The 18,126-nt window shown below is 70.8% G+C and carries 13 protein-coding genes; 6 read left to right on the plus strand and 7 right to left on the minus strand.

The features are described 5' to 3' along the window. Positions 1–41 precede the first annotated feature (41 nt). From IB242_RS16420 to IB242_RS16430, 3 genes are all read left to right on the plus strand, one after another. The gene (locus IB242_RS16420; RefSeq protein WP_225540730.1) at positions 42–1,172 is read left to right on the plus strand and encodes an efflux RND transporter periplasmic adaptor subunit; all 1,131 of its coding nucleotides are present in this window, start codon (positions 42–44) and stop codon (positions 1,170–1,172) included. Positions 1,173–1,175: 3 nt separating this feature from the next. After that, positions 1,176–4,340 (plus strand): efflux RND transporter permease subunit, encoded by a 3,165-nt coding sequence (locus IB242_RS16425; protein ID WP_192281956.1) that lies wholly within the window; start codon positions 1,176–1,178, stop codon positions 4,338–4,340. A 103-nt stretch (positions 4,341–4,443) separates the two neighbouring features. Then, positions 4,444–7,404 carry a ligand-binding sensor domain-containing diguanylate cyclase gene (locus IB242_RS16430; protein ID WP_192281959.1) on the plus strand — a complete coding sequence of 987 codons (2,961 nt, stop codon included), beginning with the start codon at positions 4,444–4,446 and terminating at the stop codon, positions 7,402–7,404. 8 nt (positions 7,405–7,412) lie between these two features. Here IB242_RS16430 and IB242_RS16435 read toward each other — a convergent pair whose 3' ends face one another. Further along, positions 7,413–8,315 carry a LysR family transcriptional regulator gene (locus IB242_RS16435; protein ID WP_192281962.1) on the minus strand — a complete coding sequence of 301 codons (903 nt, stop codon included), beginning with the start codon at positions 8,313–8,315 and terminating at the stop codon, positions 7,413–7,415. A 127-nt stretch (positions 8,316–8,442) separates the two neighbouring features. On the opposite strand from IB242_RS16435, the gene leuC reads away from it, so the two are divergent. Genes leuC through leuB form a run of 3 tightly spaced genes read left to right on the plus strand, consistent with a single transcriptional unit; the run spans position 8,443 to position 11,619 of the window. Then, complete coding sequence (gene leuC, locus IB242_RS16440) at positions 8,443–9,870, plus strand: 3-isopropylmalate dehydratase large subunit (RefSeq protein WP_192281965.1); 1,428 nt, start codon at positions 8,443–8,445, stop codon at positions 9,868–9,870. A 10-nt stretch (positions 9,871–9,880) separates the two neighbouring features. Continuing rightward, positions 9,881–10,528, plus strand: a complete 648-nt coding sequence (gene leuD, locus IB242_RS16445) for a 3-isopropylmalate dehydratase small subunit (protein ID WP_192281967.1) — start codon at positions 9,881–9,883, stop codon at positions 10,526–10,528. 17 nt (positions 10,529–10,545) lie between these two features. Next, on the plus strand, positions 10,546–11,619 hold the full coding sequence (leuB, locus tag IB242_RS16450; RefSeq protein WP_192281971.1) for a 3-isopropylmalate dehydrogenase: 1,074 nt from the start codon (positions 10,546–10,548) through the stop codon (positions 11,617–11,619). Between the two features lie 241 nt (positions 11,620–11,860). Here leuB and IB242_RS16455 read toward each other — a convergent pair whose 3' ends face one another. The 6 genes from IB242_RS16455 to ilvC all read right to left on the minus strand — a co-directional run bounded on the left by IB242_RS16455 (position 11,861) and on the right by ilvC (position 18,038). Beyond that, the gene (locus IB242_RS16455) at positions 11,861–12,073 is read right to left on the minus strand and encodes a hypothetical protein (protein ID WP_192281974.1); all 213 of its coding nucleotides are present in this window, start codon (positions 12,071–12,073) and stop codon (positions 11,861–11,863) included. A 149-nt stretch (positions 12,074–12,222) separates the two neighbouring features. Next, a complete protein-coding gene (locus tag IB242_RS16460) occupies positions 12,223–13,782 on the minus strand; it encodes a 2-isopropylmalate synthase (RefSeq protein ID WP_192282223.1) in 1,560 nt (519 codons plus the stop codon). A gap of 8 nt (positions 13,783–13,790) precedes the next feature. Next, positions 13,791–14,936, minus strand: coding sequence for a threonine dehydratase (locus tag IB242_RS16465; RefSeq protein ID WP_192281977.1), 1,146 nt, complete (start codon positions 14,934–14,936; stop codon positions 13,791–13,793). Positions 14,937–15,035: 99 nt separating this feature from the next. After that, complete coding sequence (locus IB242_RS16470) at positions 15,036–15,299, minus strand: ACT domain-containing protein (RefSeq protein ID WP_192281980.1); 264 nt, start codon at positions 15,297–15,299, stop codon at positions 15,036–15,038. Further along, positions 15,283–17,031: an acetolactate synthase 2 catalytic subunit gene (gene ilvG / locus IB242_RS16475; protein ID WP_192281983.1), complete on the minus strand. Its 1,749-nt coding sequence runs from the start codon at positions 17,029–17,031 to the stop codon at positions 15,283–15,285. The genes IB242_RS16470 and ilvG overlap by 17 nt, the downstream gene beginning before the upstream one ends. Continuing rightward, entirely contained in the window at positions 17,028–18,038 is a 1,011-nt protein-coding gene (ilvC, locus tag IB242_RS16480) for a ketol-acid reductoisomerase (RefSeq protein ID WP_192281986.1), read from the minus strand. The genes ilvG and ilvC overlap by 4 nt, the downstream gene beginning before the upstream one ends. Positions 18,039–18,126 lie beyond the last annotated feature (88 nt).

Here is an 18,126-nt window from a genome sequence, read left to right on the forward strand (position 1 = left end):
CCGGCCGGTTCAAATATTAACCCCGCCCAAGGTGGCTCGTCATGAACAAGGGATTTCAGTCGGGTGGCAGGATGCTGGTCCTGCTCGGTGTCGCGCTGCTGGCCGCCTGCGGTGGTGAGGCGCCGCAGGCCGAGGAGCCGCGTCCGGTGTGGGTGGTGCAGCCGCAGGACGGCGTCGGGGCCGGCGAACTGGCGTTCCCGGGCGAGGTGCATGCACGCGAGGAAAGCCCGCTGGCGTTCCGGGTCGGCGGCAAGCTGGTGCGCCGTCTGGTCGACGCCGGCGCGCGCGTGACCGAAGGCCAGCTGTTGGCTGAACTCGATCCGCAGGACCAGGCGCTGCAGGCGCAGGCTGCGCAGGCGCAACTGGCGGCGGCCGAGGCCGAGCGCGTGCGCACCCAGGGCGATCTGGAGCGCTACCGCACGCTGGCCGCCCAGCAACTGGTCAGCCAGTCGGCGCTGGCCGCGCAGAAGACCGCCTACGAGGCCGCGCTGGGCCAGGAGCGTGCGGCCCGCGCGCAGTGGGAAGTCAGCCGCAACCAGTCCGGCTACACCGCGCTGCGTGCACCGACTGCGGGCGTGATCGCCAGCCGCGAGGCCGAGGCCGGGCAGGTCGTGGCTGCGGGGCAGACCGTGTTCACCCTGGCGGCCGATGGCGGCCGCGAGGTCGCGATCCACCTGCCGGAAGACCGGATCGAGACGTTCAAGGTGGGGCAGGCGGCGCAGATCGAGATCTGGGGCCGCGCCGGCGGGCGCCTGGCAGGCACGGTGCGCGAGATCGCGCCGGCGGCCGATCCGCAGACCCGCAGCTATCCGGCCCGGGTCGCGTTCGACGATGCGTCCGAGGCGGGCGACGAACTCGGCCGCAGCGCGCGCGTGCACCTCCAGGCGAGCACCGCGCCCGGCAGCCTGTCGGTGCCGCTGGCCGCGGTGCAGCGCGGCCAGGGCGATGCGACGGCCGCGGTGTGGGTGGTGCGGCAGGGGCGCCTGATTTCCGTGCCGATCACCGTGGGCACCTACGGCAGCAGCACCGTGCCGGTGGTCGGTGGACTGACCCAGGATGACTGGGTGGTCGCCGCCGGTGGCCATCTGCTGCGCGCCGACCAGGCGGTGACGCCGGTCGACCGAGACAACCGCCCGGTCGCCGCGGCGGCCGCACCGGCGAAGGCGGACTGAGCCATGCGCGGCTTCAATCTCTCCGAATGGGCGCTGCACAACCGCGGCCTAGTCCTGTACACGATGATCGCGCTGGCGCTGATCGGCTTCTGGTCGTACCGCGACCTGGGCCAGAGCGAGGACCCGCCGTTCACCTTCAAGGCGATGGTGGTGCGCACGATGTGGCCGGGCGCGACGGCCGAGGAAGTCTCGCGCCAGGTGACCGAGCGCATCGAGAAGGCGGTGATGAACACCGGGCAGTACGAGTTCGTGCGCTCGTACTCGCGCCCGGGCGAATCGCAGGTGATCTTCATGGCGCGCGATTCGATGCATTCCAAGGACGTGCCCGCGCTCTGGTACCAGGTGCGCAAGAAGGTCGGCGACATCCACGCGACCCTGCCCGAGGGCGTGATCGGCCCGTTCTTCAACGACGAGTTCGGCGACACCTACGGCAACATCTACGCGCTGACCGGGCCGGGCTTCGACTACGCCGCGCTGAAGGACTACGCCGACCGCATCCAGCTGGAACTGCAGCGGGTCAAGGACGTCGGCAAGATCGAGCTGATCGGCCTGCAGGACGAAAAGGTCTGGGTCGAGATCTCCAACGCGCGGCTGGCGACGCTGGGCATTCCGCTGGCGGCGGTGCAGCAGGCGCTGTCCGAGCAGAACGCGGTGTCGCCGGCCGGCTACTTCGAGACCGAAGGCGAGCGCGTGCAGCTGCGGGTCAGCGGCGAGTTCGCCTCTGTCGAGCAGATCCGCGAATTCCCGATCCGCGCCAACGGCCGCACGATCCGGCTCGGCGATATCGCGCAGGTGCATCGCGGCTTCGCCGATCCGGCCGGCCCGCGCATGCGCTTCATGGGCGAGGACGCGGTCGGCATCTCGGTGGCGATGAAGGACGGCGGCAACATCATCAGGCTCGGCGAGGCGCTGCAGGTCGAGTTCGACCGCCTGCAGAAGACGCTGCCGGCCGGCATGGAGCTGCGCAAGGTCTCCGACCAGCCGCATGCGGTGCGTGAGTCGGTCGGCGAGTTCGTCAAGGTGCTGGCCGAGGCGGTGACCATCGTGCTGCTGGTCAGCTTCTTCTCGCTGGGCTGGCGCACCGGCATGGTGGTGGCGGTGTCGATCCCGCTGGTGCTGGCGATGACCTTCGCGCTGATGCACTACTTCAACATCGGCCTGCACAAGATCTCGCTGGGTGCGCTGGTGCTGGCGCTGGGCCTGATGGTCGACGACGCGATCATCGCGGTGGAAATGATGGCCATCAAGATGGAGCAGGGCTTCGACCGCCTGCGCGCGGCCAGCTTCGCCTGGACCTCGACCGCGTTCCCGATGCTGACCGGCACCCTGATCACCGCGGCCGGGTTCCTGCCGATCGCCACCGCGGCGTCGAGCACCGGCGAGTACACGCGCTCGCTGTTCCAGGTGGTGACCATCGCGCTGCTGGTGTCGTGGGTGGCCGCGGTGCTGTTCATCCCGTACCTGGGCGACAAGATGCTGCCCGACCTGGCCCATCCGCAGCCGCCGAAGCCCGGCAGCCTGGCCGCACGCCGCCGCGCCTGGCGCGAGCGGCTGGCCGACCGCTGGCCGCAGTACGCGTCGGTGCTGGCGCCGGCGCCGGTCGGCCATCACCATGATCCGTACCAGACCCCGTTCTACCAGCGCTTCCGCGGCCTGCTCGACGCCTGCCTGCGCCATCGCTGGCTGGTGATCGCAGCCACGGTCGGCCTGTTCGTGCTGTCGCTGCTGATGTTCCGCTTCGTGCCGCAGCAGTTCTTCCCCGATTCGACCCGGCCCGAGCTGATGGTCGACATGGAACTGGCCGAAGGCGTGTCGCTGCGCGCGACCGAAGCGCAGGCGAAGAAGCTCGAGGCGCTGCTGCAGGACCGCCCGGGCATCACCAACTACGTGGCCTACGTCGGCACCGGTTCGCCGCGCTTCTATCTGCCGCTGGACCAGCAGCTGCCGGCGACCAATTTCAGCCAGTTCGTGGTGCTGGCCGACGACATCCAGGCGCGCGAGGAACTGCGCAACTGGCTGCTGCGCGAGGTCGCCCCGCAGTTCCCCGAACTGCAGATGCGGGTGACGCGCCTGGAGAACGGCCCGCCGGTCGGCTACCCGGTGCAGTTCCGCGTGTCAGGCGAGCACATCGAGCAGGTCCGCGCGATCGCCCACCGCGTCGCCGAGCAGGTCCGCGCCAATCCGCATACCACCAACGTCAATCTGGACTGGGACGAGCCCAGCAAGGTGGTGCGGCTGGAGCTGGACCAGGACCGCGCCCGCGCGCTGGGCGTGAGCACCGCGCAGCTCTCGCAGCTGCTGACCGCGCAGCTGACCGGCTACGGCGTCAGCACGTTCCGCGACGACAACGAGCTGGTCCAGATCCTGCTGCGCGGCGATGCCGACGACCGCGGTCGGCTGGAAGCGCTGGGCAGCCTGGCGGTGCCGACCGGCGATGGCGGCAGCGTGCCGCTGTCGCAGGTCGCGCGGCTGGAGCAGGGCTTCGAGGACGGGATCATCTGGCACCGCGACCGGCTGCCGACGGTGACGGTACGCGCCGATCTCGGCGACACCCTGCTGCCGGCCGCGGTGACCGCGCAGATCGACCCGACCCTGGACGCGATCCGCGACACCCTGCCGGACGGCTACCGGCTGGAGGTCGGCGGCTCGGTCGAGGACTCCAAGCGTGGCCAGGATTCGATCGGCGCCGGCATGCCGCTGTTCCTGCTGGTGGTGACCACGCTGCTGATGCTGCAGCTGCGCAGCTTCTCGCGTACCGCGCTGGTGCTGGTCACCGCCCCGCTGGGCCTGATCGGCGCGACCTGGTTCCTGCTGCTGTTCCGGATGCCATTCGGCTTCGTGGCGATGCTGGGCACGATCGCGCTGGCCGGCATGATCATGCGCAACTCGGTGATCCTGGTGGACCAGATCGAGCAGGACATCGCCGCCGGCCACGACCGCTGGCACGCGATCATCGACGCCACCGTGCGCCGCTTCCGCCCGATCGTGCTGACCGCGCTGACCGCGGTGCTGGCGATGATCCCGCTGTCGCGCAGCGCGTTCTACGGCTCGATGGCGGTGGCGATCATGGGCGGCCTGATCGTGGCGACCGCGCTGACCCTGCTGTTCCTGCCGGCCCTCTACGCGACCTGGTTCCGGGTGCGGCCGACGGAGGCCACGCCGGGCTGAGCCGGCCCGTGGGAACGGACGACGCGTGCCGCCGCAGGCACGCGTCGTCATGTGACCGGTGCCCCGTTTTTGGCATCATTGCCGGACCTGATCCGGGGGTCCGGTGTCCCGTCCTGCCTGTCGAACCGTCCGCCTGACGCTGCGCCGCCTGTTGGGGCTGGCGCTGCTGTGCCTGTCGCCGGCCGCGCTCGCGCTCGATCCGCAGCGCAGCGTCGACGAGTACACGGTGACCGCCTGGACGATGGAGGACGGGCTGCCGCACAACCTGGTCCATTCGATCGGCCAGGACCAGGCCGGCCTGCTGTGGATCGGCACCTGGGAAGGCGCGGCGCGCTTCAACGGCCGCCAGTTCAGCGCCTTCGACGCCACCACCGTGCCCGGCATGCAGATCGCCGGCGTGCGCAGCATCCTGCCCGAGGCCGATGGGAGCGTGCTGTTCGGCACCGCCCAGTTCGGCGTGCTGCAGCGTAAGGCCGGCCGCTGGACGCGAGTCGCCGAAGCCGCGCTCGGCGGACTGGCGGTGTCCACCCTGCACCGGGACCGCGCGGGCGAGCTGTGGATCGGCACCGAGAGCTCGCTGTTCCGGCTCGATGCCCAGGGGCGGGTGCAGGAACCCGGACAGGATCCGCGCCTGAACGGGGCGCTGACCTACGTCCTGCTGCAGGACACCGACGGCGCGATGCTGGTCGGCAACAGCCGCGGCCTGTTCCGGATGACCGCCGGCGGCATCGAGGATCTCGGGCGCCGCGTCGGCCTGCCTGCCGAGGCCGTGCGCGGTCTGGTCCGCGCCCGCGATGGCGGCCTGTGGGTCGCCGGCGATGGCGGCGTCTGGCACCTGCACGACGGGCGGGCGGTGCCGCTGCTGCGCGAGCGCGTGGAAGCGGTGCTCGACGACCGCGACGGCAACCTGTGGATGCTGCGCGCGGCCGGCGGTCTGGTCCGCCGCGGCGCCGACGGGCTGCAGGTGCTCGGTGAGCGCCACGGCCTGGTCGGACGCGGTTCGCCGGCGCTGTTCGAGGACCGCGAGGGCCTGATCTGGGCCGGTACCACCAACGGCCTGTTCCGGATCTCGGACGGCGCGGTCTATGGCATCGGTACCGCCGGCGGGCTCGGCGACGATTACGTGCGCACCATCCTGCAGGCGCGCGATGGCGGGATCTGGATCGGCCATGCCAGCGGGCTCGACCTGTGGCGCGACGGGCAGCCGCAGCGCGTGCGCCTGGCCGCCGACGGGCAGCCGCAGCCATCGGTGATGGCCTTGGCCGAGGACGCCGGCGGCCGCATCCTGGTCGGCACCTACGACCAGGGCGTGCTGGGCGTGCTCGCCGGCGACGGGGTGCGGACCCGGATCGACAAGGCATCCGGGCTGCCGTCCGACCATGTCCGCGCGATCCTGCAGGACCGCGATGGCAGCGTCTGGATCGGCACCGGCGGCGGCCTGGTGCGCTGGCGGGACGGACGTCCGGAACGGATCTATGGCGAGGCCGACGGCCTGCCCGCGCGGTTCGTGCGCACCCTGTACCAGGCCCGCGACGGCACGGTGTGGATCGGGACGTCCGGCGGCATCGCCGCGTTGCGGCGCGACGGCACGCTGCGTGGCTGGCGTCCGGCGGATGGGTTTCCCGCGGTCGGCAGCTTCGATTTCCTCGAGGACGCCGACGGCACGCTGTGGATCGCCAGCGACCGCGGCGTGCTGCGGATGCGCGACGGGCGCTTCAGCCAGTACGACCATCGCGTCGGCCTGCCGCGCGACACGGTGCTGCGGATCCTCGACGACGGTGCGGGCAACCTGTGGCTGTCAAGCAACTACGGCGTGTTCCGGATCCCGCGCGCAGGCTTCGACGAGGTCGACCGCGGGACGCGGACGCAGCTGGTGGTCGAGGTGTTCGACCACAACGACGGCATGCCCAGCAGCCAGGCCAACGGCAGCAGCGCACCGGCCGGCTGGCGCATGCGCGATGGCCGGCTTTGGTTTCCCACCGCGCGCGGCGTGGTGGTGATCGACCCGACGGTGGCCAGCCGCCAGCGCGCCCGCGACACGCCGCTGTTGATCGAGGCGGCCGAGGTCGACGGCCAGCCGCTGCCGCTGGACGTCACCCCGGTGCTGCCGCCGGACGCGCGCCGCCTGACCGTGCATTACGCCGCGATCAGCCTGCGTGCGCCCGGCAAGCTGCGCTACCGCTATCGGCTGTCCGGGTTCGAGCACGCCTGGGTCGACGCCGGCGGCGGTACCGAGGCCGCCTACACCAACCTGCCGCCGGGCCGGTTCCGCTTCGAGGTGCAGGCGACCAACGCGCCGGCCGACTGGAGCGGTACCGTGGCCAGCGCCGGCTTCGACCTCCAGGTCGAGCCGCCGTTCTGGTACCGCTTCTGGTTCCTGCTGTCGTGCGCGGCGGGCCTGGCGGTGCTGGCGGTACTGGTCCATCTGGGCATGACCGCGCGCCAGCGCGCGCACCGCCGCCGTCTGCGCGCGCTGGTCGAGCAGGGCACGCGCGAACTGCGGCTAAAGAACGAGGCGCTGGAACGCTCCGACCGCGAGCGCGAGGCGCTGATGCAGCAGCTGGCCTGGCAGGCCACCCACGACACCCTGACCGGGCTGCCGAACCGGCGCGCCGGCGACCAGCGGCTGGACCAGGCGATCGCCGCGGCGGAGGCCACCGGCGCACCGCTGTGCGTGGCCTTGATCGACATCGACCACTTCAAGCGGGTCAACGACCGCCATGGTCACGCCGCCGGCGATGCGGTGCTGTGCCGGGTCGCGGCGACGATGGGCGAGTTCGCGGAGCGGCAGGCGATCTTCATCTCGCGCCATGGCGGCGAGGAATTCCTGGCCTGCATGCCCGGCCGGCACCTGGCGCAGGCGGAGGCGGCGATGGCCATGCTGGCCGCCGCGATCGCCGGCCAGCAGCTGCGCCTGGACGACGGCGCCAGCCTGCACTGCACGGTCAGCGCCGGCGTGGCGGCACTGGTTCCCGGCCAGAGCGCGCACGCGCTGCTGGCGGTGGCCGACCAGCGCCTGCACGAGGCCAAGCAGCAGGGGCGTGACCGGATCGTCGCCGGCTGAGGCGTCGCTCAGGCGCCGTGATCCGGTGCGCTGCCCGGTGCCGGATCGGCATGCGCGTGCAGCAGCGCGGCGAACGCCACGGCCGCGCGCGACAGCGTGCGCCCGCCATGCACGACCACACCCAGTTTCCGTTCCAGCGCCACGCCGGGAACGGCCAGCACCCGGACCTGCGTGTCGACCATGGTGTCCGGCAGCGCGCTCCACGCCAGCCCGACCGAAACCATCATCTTGATCGTCTCCAGGTAGTTGGTCGTCATCCGCAACTGCAGCGACAGGCCGCGGCGGGCGAAGGTGTCGGCGACGATGCGGTGGGTGAAGGTGCCCGGGTCGGGCAGCACCGCCGGATGCGCGGCGATGTCGGCCAGACCCACCTTCGCGCGGCGCGCCAGCGGATGGTCGGGCGCCACCACGAAGCGCAGCGGATCGTTCCACAGCGGTGTCGCCTGCAGCGGCGGCTCGGTCGGTCCCAGCGTGGTCACCGCCAGTTCGGCCTCGCCCTGCAGCACCTGCGCATAGGCCTGCTCGGAATCCATGAAGCGGATGTCCAGCGCCACCTGCGGATGCGCGCCGCTGAACCGGCGCAGCAGGTCGGGCAGCCGGTGCAGGCCGACATGATGGCTGGTGGCCACCCGCAGGCGGCCGCCGATGTCCTGGCCGAGATCCTGCAACGCGCGCCGGGCCGCGTCGGCCTCGGCCAGCATCCGCTGCGCGCGCGGCAGCAGCAGGCGACCGGCCTCGGTCAGCACGATCTGGCGGCCGAGCCGGTCGAACAGGCGCTGCTCGAGCGACTGCTCCAGCAGGGCGATGCGCTTGCTCACCGCCGGCTGGGTCAGGTGCAGGTGCTCGGCCGCGGCGGAGAAACCGCCGTGCTCGGCGACGGCGACGAAGGCGGTCAGGCCGGTCCAGTCCATCCGGATTCCAGTTGGGAATCGAATGGATGAAAAATATGCATTTGAGTAATCGAAGGCAAGCCGGCAGGATGGCCGTCCAGCTGGCGGGAAGCGCTCCCGCGCGCCAGACACGCACCGAGGCAGCACGATGGCCGGCAAGACCCTGTACGACAAGCTGTGGGAGATGCACGAGGTGAGCCGTCGCGACGATGGCTCCTCGCTGATCTACATCGACCGGCACATCCTCCACGAAGTGACCTCGCCGCAGGCGTTCGAAGGCCTGCGTCTGGCCGGCCGCGCGCCGTGGCGGATCGACGCCAACATCGCTACTCCCGACCACAACGTGCCGACCACCCGCGCCGAGCGTCAGGGCGGGCTGGAGGCGATCGTCGACGAGGTCTCGCGGCTGCAGGTGCAGACGCTGGACGAGAACTGCGACGCCTTCGGCATCCTCGAGTTCAAGATGAACGATGCGCGCCAGGGCATCGTCCACGTGGTCGGCCCGGAGCAGGGCGCCACGCTGCCGGGCATGACCGTGGTCTGCGGCGACTCGCATACCTCCACGCATGGCGCGTTCGGGGCGCTGGCGCACGGCATCGGCACCTCCGAGGTCGAGCACGTGCTGGCCACCCAGTGCCTGATCGCCAAGAAGATGAAGAACATGCAGGTGCGTGTCGAGGGCACGCTGCCGTTTGGCGTCACCGCCAAGGACATCGTGCTGGCGGTCATCGGCCGCATCGGCACCGCCGGCGGCAACGGCCATGCGCTGGAGTTCGCCGGCAGCGCGATCCGCGATTTGTCGGTCGAAGGCCGGATGACGATCTGCAACATGGCGATCGAGGCCGGCGCGCGTGTCGGCATGGTCGCGGTGGACGAGAAGACCATCGACTACGTGCGCGGCCGTCCGTTCTCGCCGAAGGGCGCGGACTGGGACGCGGCCGTGGTCCAGTGGCGCGACCTGGTCTCCGACCCGGACGCGCACTTCGACACCGTGGTCGAGCTGAAGGCCGAGGACATCCGGCCGCAGGTCAGCTGGGGCACCTCGCCGGAGATGGTGCTGGCAGTGGACCAGAACGTGCCGGACCCGGCACGGGAATCCGATCCGGTGAGGAAGGATTCGATCACCCGCGCGCTGAAGTACATGGGCTTGCAGGCCAACCAGCCGATCACCGCGATCCGGCTGGACCGCGTGTTCATCGGCTCGTGCACCAACTCGCGGATCGAGGATCTGCGTGCCGCCGCCGAGGTGGCCAGGGGCCGCAGGGTCGCGGCGAGCGTGAAGCAGGCGCTGGTGGTGCCGGGCTCGGGTCTGGTCAAGGCGCAGGCCGAGGCCGAGGGCCTGGACAAGGTGTTCCTCGAGGCCGGTTTCGAGTGGCGCGAGCCGGGTTGCTCGATGTGCCTGGCGATGAACCCGGACAAGCTCGGCAGCGGCGAACACTGCGCGTCGACCTCGAACCGCAACTTCGAAGGCCGCCAGGGCGCCGGTGGCCGCACCCACCTGGTCAGCCCGGCGATGGCGGCCGCCGCGGCGGTGGCGGGCCACTTCGTCGATGTGCGCGAACTGATGCAGGCCTGAGGAGCAGACCATGAAAGCCTTCACCACCCACACCGGCCTGGTCGCCCCGCTGGACCGCGCCAACGTCGATACCGACCAGATCATTCCCAAGCAGTTCCTGAAGTCGATCAAGCGCACAGGCTTCGGTCCGAACCTGTTCGACGAATGGCGCTATCTCGATGTCGGCCAGCCCGGCCAGGACAGCAGCGCACGCCCGCTCAACCACGAGTTCGTGCTGAATTTCCCGCGCTATGCCGGCGCCAGCGTGCTGCTGGCACGCGAGAATTTCGGCTGCGGCTCCTCGCGCGAACACGCGCCGTGGGCGCTGGACGAATACGGCTTCCGCACCGTGATCGCGCCGAGCTTCGCCGACATCTTCTTCAACAACAGCTTCAAGAACGGGCTGCTGCCGATCGTGCTGGCCGATGCCGAGGTCGATGCGCTGTTCGCGCAGGCCGAGGCGACCGAGGGCTATACGCTGACCGTCGACCTGGCCACGCAGACCGTGACCCGCCCGGACGGCGTGCAGTACCGCTTCGAGATCGATGCCTTCCGCAAGCACTGCCTGCTGCACGGCCTGGACGACATCGGCCTGACCCTGCAGGAACGCGATGCCATCGCCGCGTTCGAAACCCGCCACAAGGCCGCCAGCCCCTGGCTGTTCGGCGCGATCCGCTGACAAGGAACACGTAGACAATGAGCAAGAAGATCCTGGTCCTGCCCGGCGACGGCATCGGTCCTGAAATCGTCGCCGAGGCGGTCAAGGTGCTGGAACTGGTCGACGCCCGCGACGGCCTCGGCCTGAGTCTGGAGTTCGACGACCTGGGCGGCGCGGCCTACGACCGTTACGGCACGCCGCTGGCCGACGAAACCCTGGCGCGCGCGCGCGCCGCCGATGCGGTGCTGCTCGGTGCGGTCGGTGGCCCGAAGTGGGACACGATCGACCCGGCGCTGCGCCCGGAGCGCGGTCTGCTGAAGATCCGCTCGCAGCTGGGCCTGTTCGCCAACCTGCGTCCGGCGCTGCTGTATCCGCAGCTGGCCGGCGCGTCCACGCTCAAGCCCGAGGTCGTGTCCGGCCTGGACATCCTGATCGTGCGCGAGCTCACCGGCGGCATCTACTTCGGCGCGCCGCGCGGGACCGAAGTGCTGCCCGACGGCCAGCGCAAGGCCTACGACACGCTGCCCTACACCGAGAGCGAGATCGCCCGCATCGCCCGGGTCGGCTTCGACATGGCGCGCGTGCGCGGGAAGAAGCTGTGCTCGGTCGACAAGGCCAACGTACTGGCGTCGAGCCAGCTGTGGCGCGCGGTGGTCGAGGAGGTCGCGAAGGACTATCCGGACGTGGCGCTGTCGCACATGTACGTCGACAACGCGGCGATGCAGCTGGTGCGCGCGCCCAAGCAGTTCGACGTGATCGTCACCGACAACATGTTCGGCGACATCCTGTCCGACCAGGCCTCGATGCTGACCGGCTCGATCGGCATGCTGCCGTCGGCGTCGCTGGATGCCGACAACAAGGGCATGTACGAGCCCTGCCACGGCTCGGCGCCGGACATCGCCGGCCAGGGCGTGGCCAACCCGCTGGCGACGATCCTGTCGGTGGCGATGCTGCTGCGCTACAGCCTGGGTGCGCCGGCCAGCGCCGATGCGATCGAACGCGCGGTCGGCCAGGTGCTGGATGCGGGCCTGCGCACCGCCGACATCTGGTCGGAAGGGACCCGCAAGGTCGGCACGGCGGAGATGGGCGCGGCGGTGGCCGCCGCGCTCTGATCGAACGGGAAACGGGTGCGCCGTGCCCGTGCGGGACGGCGCGGACCTCGCGCCGGCCGCCGCGTCGCCCGGCTACGGGCCAGCGCGTGGGACGGATGCTCGCACGCGACTGCCGCAGTGTGCCGGACATGCAGCAGCACGGCAGCCGGATGCGCGGATGCAGTCCGGTCGCGAACGGTGCGGAAGCGTACTTGCTGGCAGATGCGGTCGCGTGGCAGCACGCAGCCGCATCAGGGCAGCGTCAGGCCGGTGCGCCCACAGCGAACGATGCGGCGCTGGAGCCGGTGGACGCATCGCGGGCGTCCGCCACGTCGCCGGCCGTCGCGGCCGGGCGGAGGATCACGGTGGACCCGCTGTGCGGGTAGGGCGTATCGGACAGCCGGCGCGAGAGGGCACGGTGCACGGCCGCATCGAAACTGAGCGTGGCGGCCTGGGTACTTTCGGGGAGCGGCATCGACAACGATCCTCTGGACGGCCCCCTATGTAACCGGGTCCGCATGACAACGGCGTGGATGGATCCGCCCGCTGCGCAGGCCGCAGCGGCAACAGGAGGGAACGGCAACGCGCCCACGGCCGGATGACCGTGGGCGCGGAACAGCGGACTCAGGCGGTCGCGGCTTCCACCGCCACGCCGCGCCGCTGGCGCAGCAGGCGGTTGGCTACGTCCAGCCAGGCCAGCGCGCTGGCCTCGATGATGTCGCGGCTGGTGCCGGTGCCTTCGAATTCCTCGTCGCCCTGGCGCACGCTGAGGCTGGCCTCGCCGCGCGCGTCGGCACCGATGCCGACGCTGTGCACCTGGTAGCTTTCCAGGCTCAGCTGCACGCCGGTGGCCGAGGCCAGCGCGGCGAACAGCGCGTCGACCGGGCCGTCGCCTTCGGCCGTTTCCGACACGCGGCGGCCGTCCGGATCGGACAGTTCCACGGTGGCGCTGGCCTTCTGCCCGCGGTCGCTGACCGTCATCGACGCCAGCCGGTAGCCCTGGCCGTCCTGGCCATCCTGCATCAGCGTCTGCAGGTCGGCGTCGGTGACCACGCGCTGCTGCTCGCACAGCGCCTTGAAGTCGGCGAAGACCAGATCCAGGTCGCCTTCCTCCAGGTAGTAGCCGAGCGCGCGCAGGCGCGCCTCGACGGCGGCGCGGCCGCTGTGGCGGCCCAGCACCATCTGCGTGTCCGGCCAGCCCACGTCCTGCGGACGCATGATCTCGTAGGTGCCGCGGTGGCGCAGCATGCCGTGCTGGTGGATGCCCGACTCGTGCGCGAATGCATTGGCGCCGACCACGGCCTTGTTGCGCTGGACCGGCATGCCGACCAGACGCTGCAGCAGCTGCGAGGTCGGCACCAGGCGGCGGGTGTCGATGCCGCTGTCGGCATTGAAGAAGGCGCTGCGCACCTTCAGCGCCATCACGATCTCTTCCAGCGCGCAGTTGCCGGCGCGCTCGCCAATGCCGTTGATCGTGCACTCGACCTGGCGCGCGCCGCCTTCGATCGCGGCCAGGCTGTTGGCCACGGCCAGGCCCAGATCGTTGTGGCAGTGCGCGCTGAAGATCACCTTGTCCGCGCCCGGCACGTTGGCGATCAGGCGCTGGAACAGGCCGCGGATCTCCTCGGGCGTGGTGAAGCCGACGGTGTCGGGCACGTTGATCGTGGTCGCACCGGCGGCGATCGCCGCGGCGATGACCTCATGCAGGAAGTCTTCTTCGGTGCGCGTGCCGTCCTCGGTGGAGAACTCGATGTCGTCGATGTGGCGTTTGGCGTAGGCCACGCTCTCGACGATGCGGTCCAGCACCTGCTGCCGCGTCAGGCGCAGCTTGTGCTCGCGGTGCAGCGGGCTGGTCGACAGGAACACGTGCAGACGCGGGTTGGCGGCGGCTTCGAGCGCGCGCAGCGAGATGTCGATGTCCGACTGCAGGCAGCGCGACAGCACGGCCAGGGTCGGGCTGCGCACCTCGCGGGCGATCAGGGCCATCGCTTCGCGGTCGGACTGCGAACTGGCCGGGAAGCCGGTCTCGATGACGTCCACGCCCAGGTCGGCCAGGGCGCGGGCCATCACCAGCTTCTGCGGAGGGGTCATGCTGCAGCCGGGGGACTGTTCGCCATCGCGCAGCGTGGTGTCGAATACGCGGACGCGGGCCGGGGCTCCCCCCTCGGGGGTGGCGGTGTTAATGGGCGCGTTCACCAGGTGAGTTCCTCTTCGCTGACGGTCTGCGGGGCCGCTTGGGGCGCCGCGGGAATGACGGTGGAATGGGGGGATGGAGCGATGGTAGCCGCTTGCGGGGGCTTTGCCTTGGTCCCGGGTTCGAGCGGCTGCGGTCCGCTGGTCCGGCGGCGCGGTTTGCGCGGCGGCCGGGGCCGGACCTCGGACAGCAGGGTGGCCAGCGCGCCGGCGTCGATGTTGCCACCGGAGACCACCGCGCACTTGCGCTTGCCGTTCACGCGGCGGCCGGCGGCCAGGGCCAGGGCGCCGGCGCCCTCGGCGATCAGGTTCTCTTCCAGCGCCAGCCGCACCAGGGTTTCGCGCAGCTCGGCCTCGCGCACGATGACCACGTCGTCGAGCAGGCGCGCGCACAGGCGCCGGGTGATGAAACCGGGGACCTTCACGCGGACGCCGTCGGCCAGGGTCCGGGCCGGGTCCTGGGCACGGGTGTCGCCCTTGATCGCGCGGGCCATGGAGTCGACGCCCTCGACCTGGGCGCCGACCACGCGCACGCCCTGCGATTTCAGCGCCAGCGCCACGCCGGACGCCAAGCCGCCGCCGCCGATCGGAACGATCACCACGTCCGGGGCATGCGGGGCGATCTCGATCCCGATCGTGCCCTGGCCGGCGATCACGTCCGGGTCGTCGAACGCGGACAGGAAGCGGTAGTCGTTCTGTTCGGCGAGCGCCCGGGCGAACGCGTAGGCTTCGTCGTAGCTGTCGCCATGCTGGCGCACCGTCGCACCCCAGTGGGCGACGCCGGCGATCTTGGTCGCCGGTGCGCCATGCGGCATCACCGTGATCGCCGGCACGCCCAGCCGGTAGGCGGCCCAGGCCACGCCCTGGGCGTGGTTGCCCGCCGAGGCGCAGATGACCGGCCGCCGGTCGCCACGCTCGCGCGCGGCCAGCAGGGCATTGAGCGCGCCGCGCACCTTGTAGGAGCCGGTGCGCTGCAGGTTCTCGAGCTTGAGCCACACGCCGAAACGCTCGGCATGGTGCAGCGGGGTGACCGGCAGGTAGCGGCGCAGCCGCGCCTGCGCGGTCAGGACATCGGCGACACTGACGTCGACGTCGCCGACATCGGGGTCTCCGCTGGAGGCGCTGGACAGGCCGGCGTCAGGCATCGCCTGGTCCTCCTGCGCGATCGCGAAGAAGGCACCTCCGCACCCGTGCCGCGACCGGAGCCGGGCGACGCGGGAACGAGGGGCCGGCCGCAGGCAGACTCATGCCGCGGCTCCGCTGACGGCGTCGGCGTCGACCGCGACGATCTCGACCGCCTCGACGTCGTACACCTTCTGCAGCTGGCGCTTCAGGGTTTCGGCCGGGCGCACGCCATCGACCACCACCTGCAGGCGCCAGCGGCCATCGTCGCCGGCGAGCGCGCCGGACAGCGACCGGGCGGCGAAGCCGCGACGCTCGACCATGCCGAGCACGCGCACCAGGGCGCCTTCGGCCGGTTTCAGCACCAGGTCAAGCCGGTATCGCATGCTGGGCCTCCGCGCGCTGTTCGTTGGGATTGCTGTCCAGCATGGTGCTGTTGGCGTTGTTCGGCGGGACCAGCGGCCAGACGTTGGCGCGTGCATCGATGGTCACGTGCAGCAGGCCAGGGCCGGGCGATGCCAGCAGCGCGGCCAGCGCGTCCTCGACCTCGGCACGCTGCGTGACGTGGCGTGCGGGGATGCCGCAGACCTGGGCGAGCGCGGCGAAGTCCGGGTTGTCGGACAGGTCGATCTCGCTGTAGCGCTTGTCGAAGAACAGCTCCTGCCACTGGCGCACCATGCCCAGCGAACTGTTGTCCAGCAGCACCATCTTCACCGGCAGCTTGCAGCGGGCGATGGTCACCAGCTCCTGCACGTTCATCATGAAACCGCCATCGCCGTTGACCAGCACCACGGTGCGGTCCGGGCAGGCGAACTGCGCGCCCATCGCCGCCGGCAGGCCGAAACCCATCGTGCCCAGTGCACCGGAGGTCAGGTGGTTGCGCGGATGGTTGAAGCGGCAGTGCTGGGCGACCCACATCTGGTGCTGGCCGACGTCGCAGGCGATCACCGCATCGGGCGCCAGCTCGCTGACCCGCTTCAGCAGCGCGGGCGCGTAGATGTCGGTGCCCGGCGCGTCGTAACGGGCCGCGTGCTTCTCGCGCAGCGTCGTGCAGCGCCGGCGCCAGTCGTCCTGCGTGGCCGATGCGCTCGCCGACGGACCGGCAGCGACCAGTGCGCGCAGGCCGGCGGCGACGTCGCCGGGCAGGGCGATGTCGGCGGTGCGCAGCTTGGAGATCTCGTAGGCGTCGGCATCCAGGTGGATCACGCGCGCGAACGGGGCGAACTCGGCCAGCTTGCCGGTGGCGCGGTCGTCGAAGCGCGCGCCGACCACCAGCAGCAGGTCCGACTCCTGCACGGCGATGTTCGCCGCGCGGGTGCCGTGCATGCCGAGCATGCCCAGGTACTGCGGATGGTTGGCCGGCAGCGAACCCAGGCCCCGCAGGGTCAGCACGGTCGGGATGCGGGTGGCTTCGACGAACTGACGGAACTCCTCCACCGCATCCGCCAGGCCGATGCCGCCGCCACCGTAGACGACAGGCTTCTCGGCGGCGGCGATCGCGGCGACCGCCTCGGCCAGCGCGGCCTGCGGCGGCGCCGGTTCCGGATCGACCTGCGCCGGCACGTGCACCGGCAGGTGCGTGGCCGGACCGACCTGCACATCCTTCGGCAGGTCGATCAGCACCGGGCCGGGCCGGCCTTCGCGCGCGATGCGGAAGGCCTCGGACAGCACGCGCGGCAGGTCGTCGACGCTGCGCACCAGGAAGCTGTGCTTGACGATCGGCATGGTCATGCCGAACACGTCCAGTTCCTGGAAGGCATCGGTGCCCAGCAGCGGGGTGGCGACCTGGCCGGTGATGCAGACCATCGGCACCGAATCGAGCATCGCATCGGCGATGCCGGTGACCAGGTTCGACGCACCGGGACCGGAGGTGGCCACACACACGCCGACCCTGCCGCTGGCCCGCGCGTAGCCGTTCGCGGCCAGCGCCGCACCCTGCTCGTGACGGACCAGGATGTGGCGCAGCCCCGAATCCACCAGCGCGTCGTAGAACGGCATGATCGCGCCGCCCGGATAGCCGAAGAGCGTGTCCACGCCCTCCGCTTCCAGGGCGTGCGCGACCCAGGCCGCGCCATTGCGCGCCCCGGCCGTCACCGCGGTGGAGGCGTCGGCGTTCATGCGGCGGCTGTCTTGTCGGTATCGGCCTTGGCATTGGCCTGCAGCCACACCATCTTGGCGCGCAGTTCCTGGCCGACCTTCTCGATCGGGTGGTCCTTGTCGGCCTGCTGGAACTTCTTGTAATTCGGCAGGCCGGCGTCGTACTCGGCCTTCCAGTTGCGGGTGAAGGTGCCGTTCTGGATGTCGGTCAGCACGTCCTTCATGCGCGCCTTCACCGAGGCGTCGATCACGCGCGGGCCGCTGACGAAGTCGCCGTACTGCGCGGTCTCGGAGATGAACTCGAGCATGCGGGTGATGCCGCCTTCGTAGAACAGGTCGACGATCAGCTTCAGCTCGTGCAGCACTTCGTAGTAGGCGATTTCCGGCTGGTAGCCGGCCTCGACCAGGGTCTCGAAGCCGGCCTGGACCAGCGACGAAGCGCCGCCGCACAGCACGGCCTGCTCGCCGAACAGGTCGGTTTCGGTCTCTTCCTTGAAGGTGGTCTTGATGATGTTGGCGCGCGCGCCGCCCAGGCCGCCGGCATAGGCCAGCGCCAGCGCTTCGGCCTTGCCGCTCCTGTCCTGGTGCACAGCGTAGATGCAGGGCACGCCGCGGCCGATCTCGTACTCGCGGCGGACCAGTGCACCCGGGCCCTTCGGCGCGACCAGCACCACGTCCAGGTCCTCGCGCGGCTTGATCATGTCGAAGTGCACGTTCAGGCCGTGCGCGAACAGCAGGCAGGCGCCCTGTTTCAGGTTCGGGGCCAGCACGTCCTCGTACAGCTTCTGCTGGACCATGTCCGGGGTCAGCACCGCGACCAGGTCGGCGTCCTTCACCGCTTCGGCCGGTGCCTTGACCACGAAGCCGTCGGCCTGGGCCTTGGCTTCGGTCGGGCCGCCCGGGCGCAGGCCGACGATCACGTCGAAGCCGGAGTCGCGCAGGTTGAGCGCGTGCGCGCGGCCCTGGCTGCCATAGCCGATGACGGCGATGGTCTTGATGTCGGCGTGGGTGGAGGTGCTGCTGGTCATGGTGTGGTCCTGTGCGATGGGGCGGTTGGGAATGGAGTAGTGCTGGAAACCGGTCAAAAAAAACCCCGCTACCTTCCGGTGCGGGGTT

It is taken from the genome of Xanthomonas sp. XNM01 (assembly GCF_014851915.1).
Lineage (GTDB): Bacteria > Pseudomonadota > Gammaproteobacteria > Xanthomonadales > Xanthomonadaceae > Pseudoxanthomonas.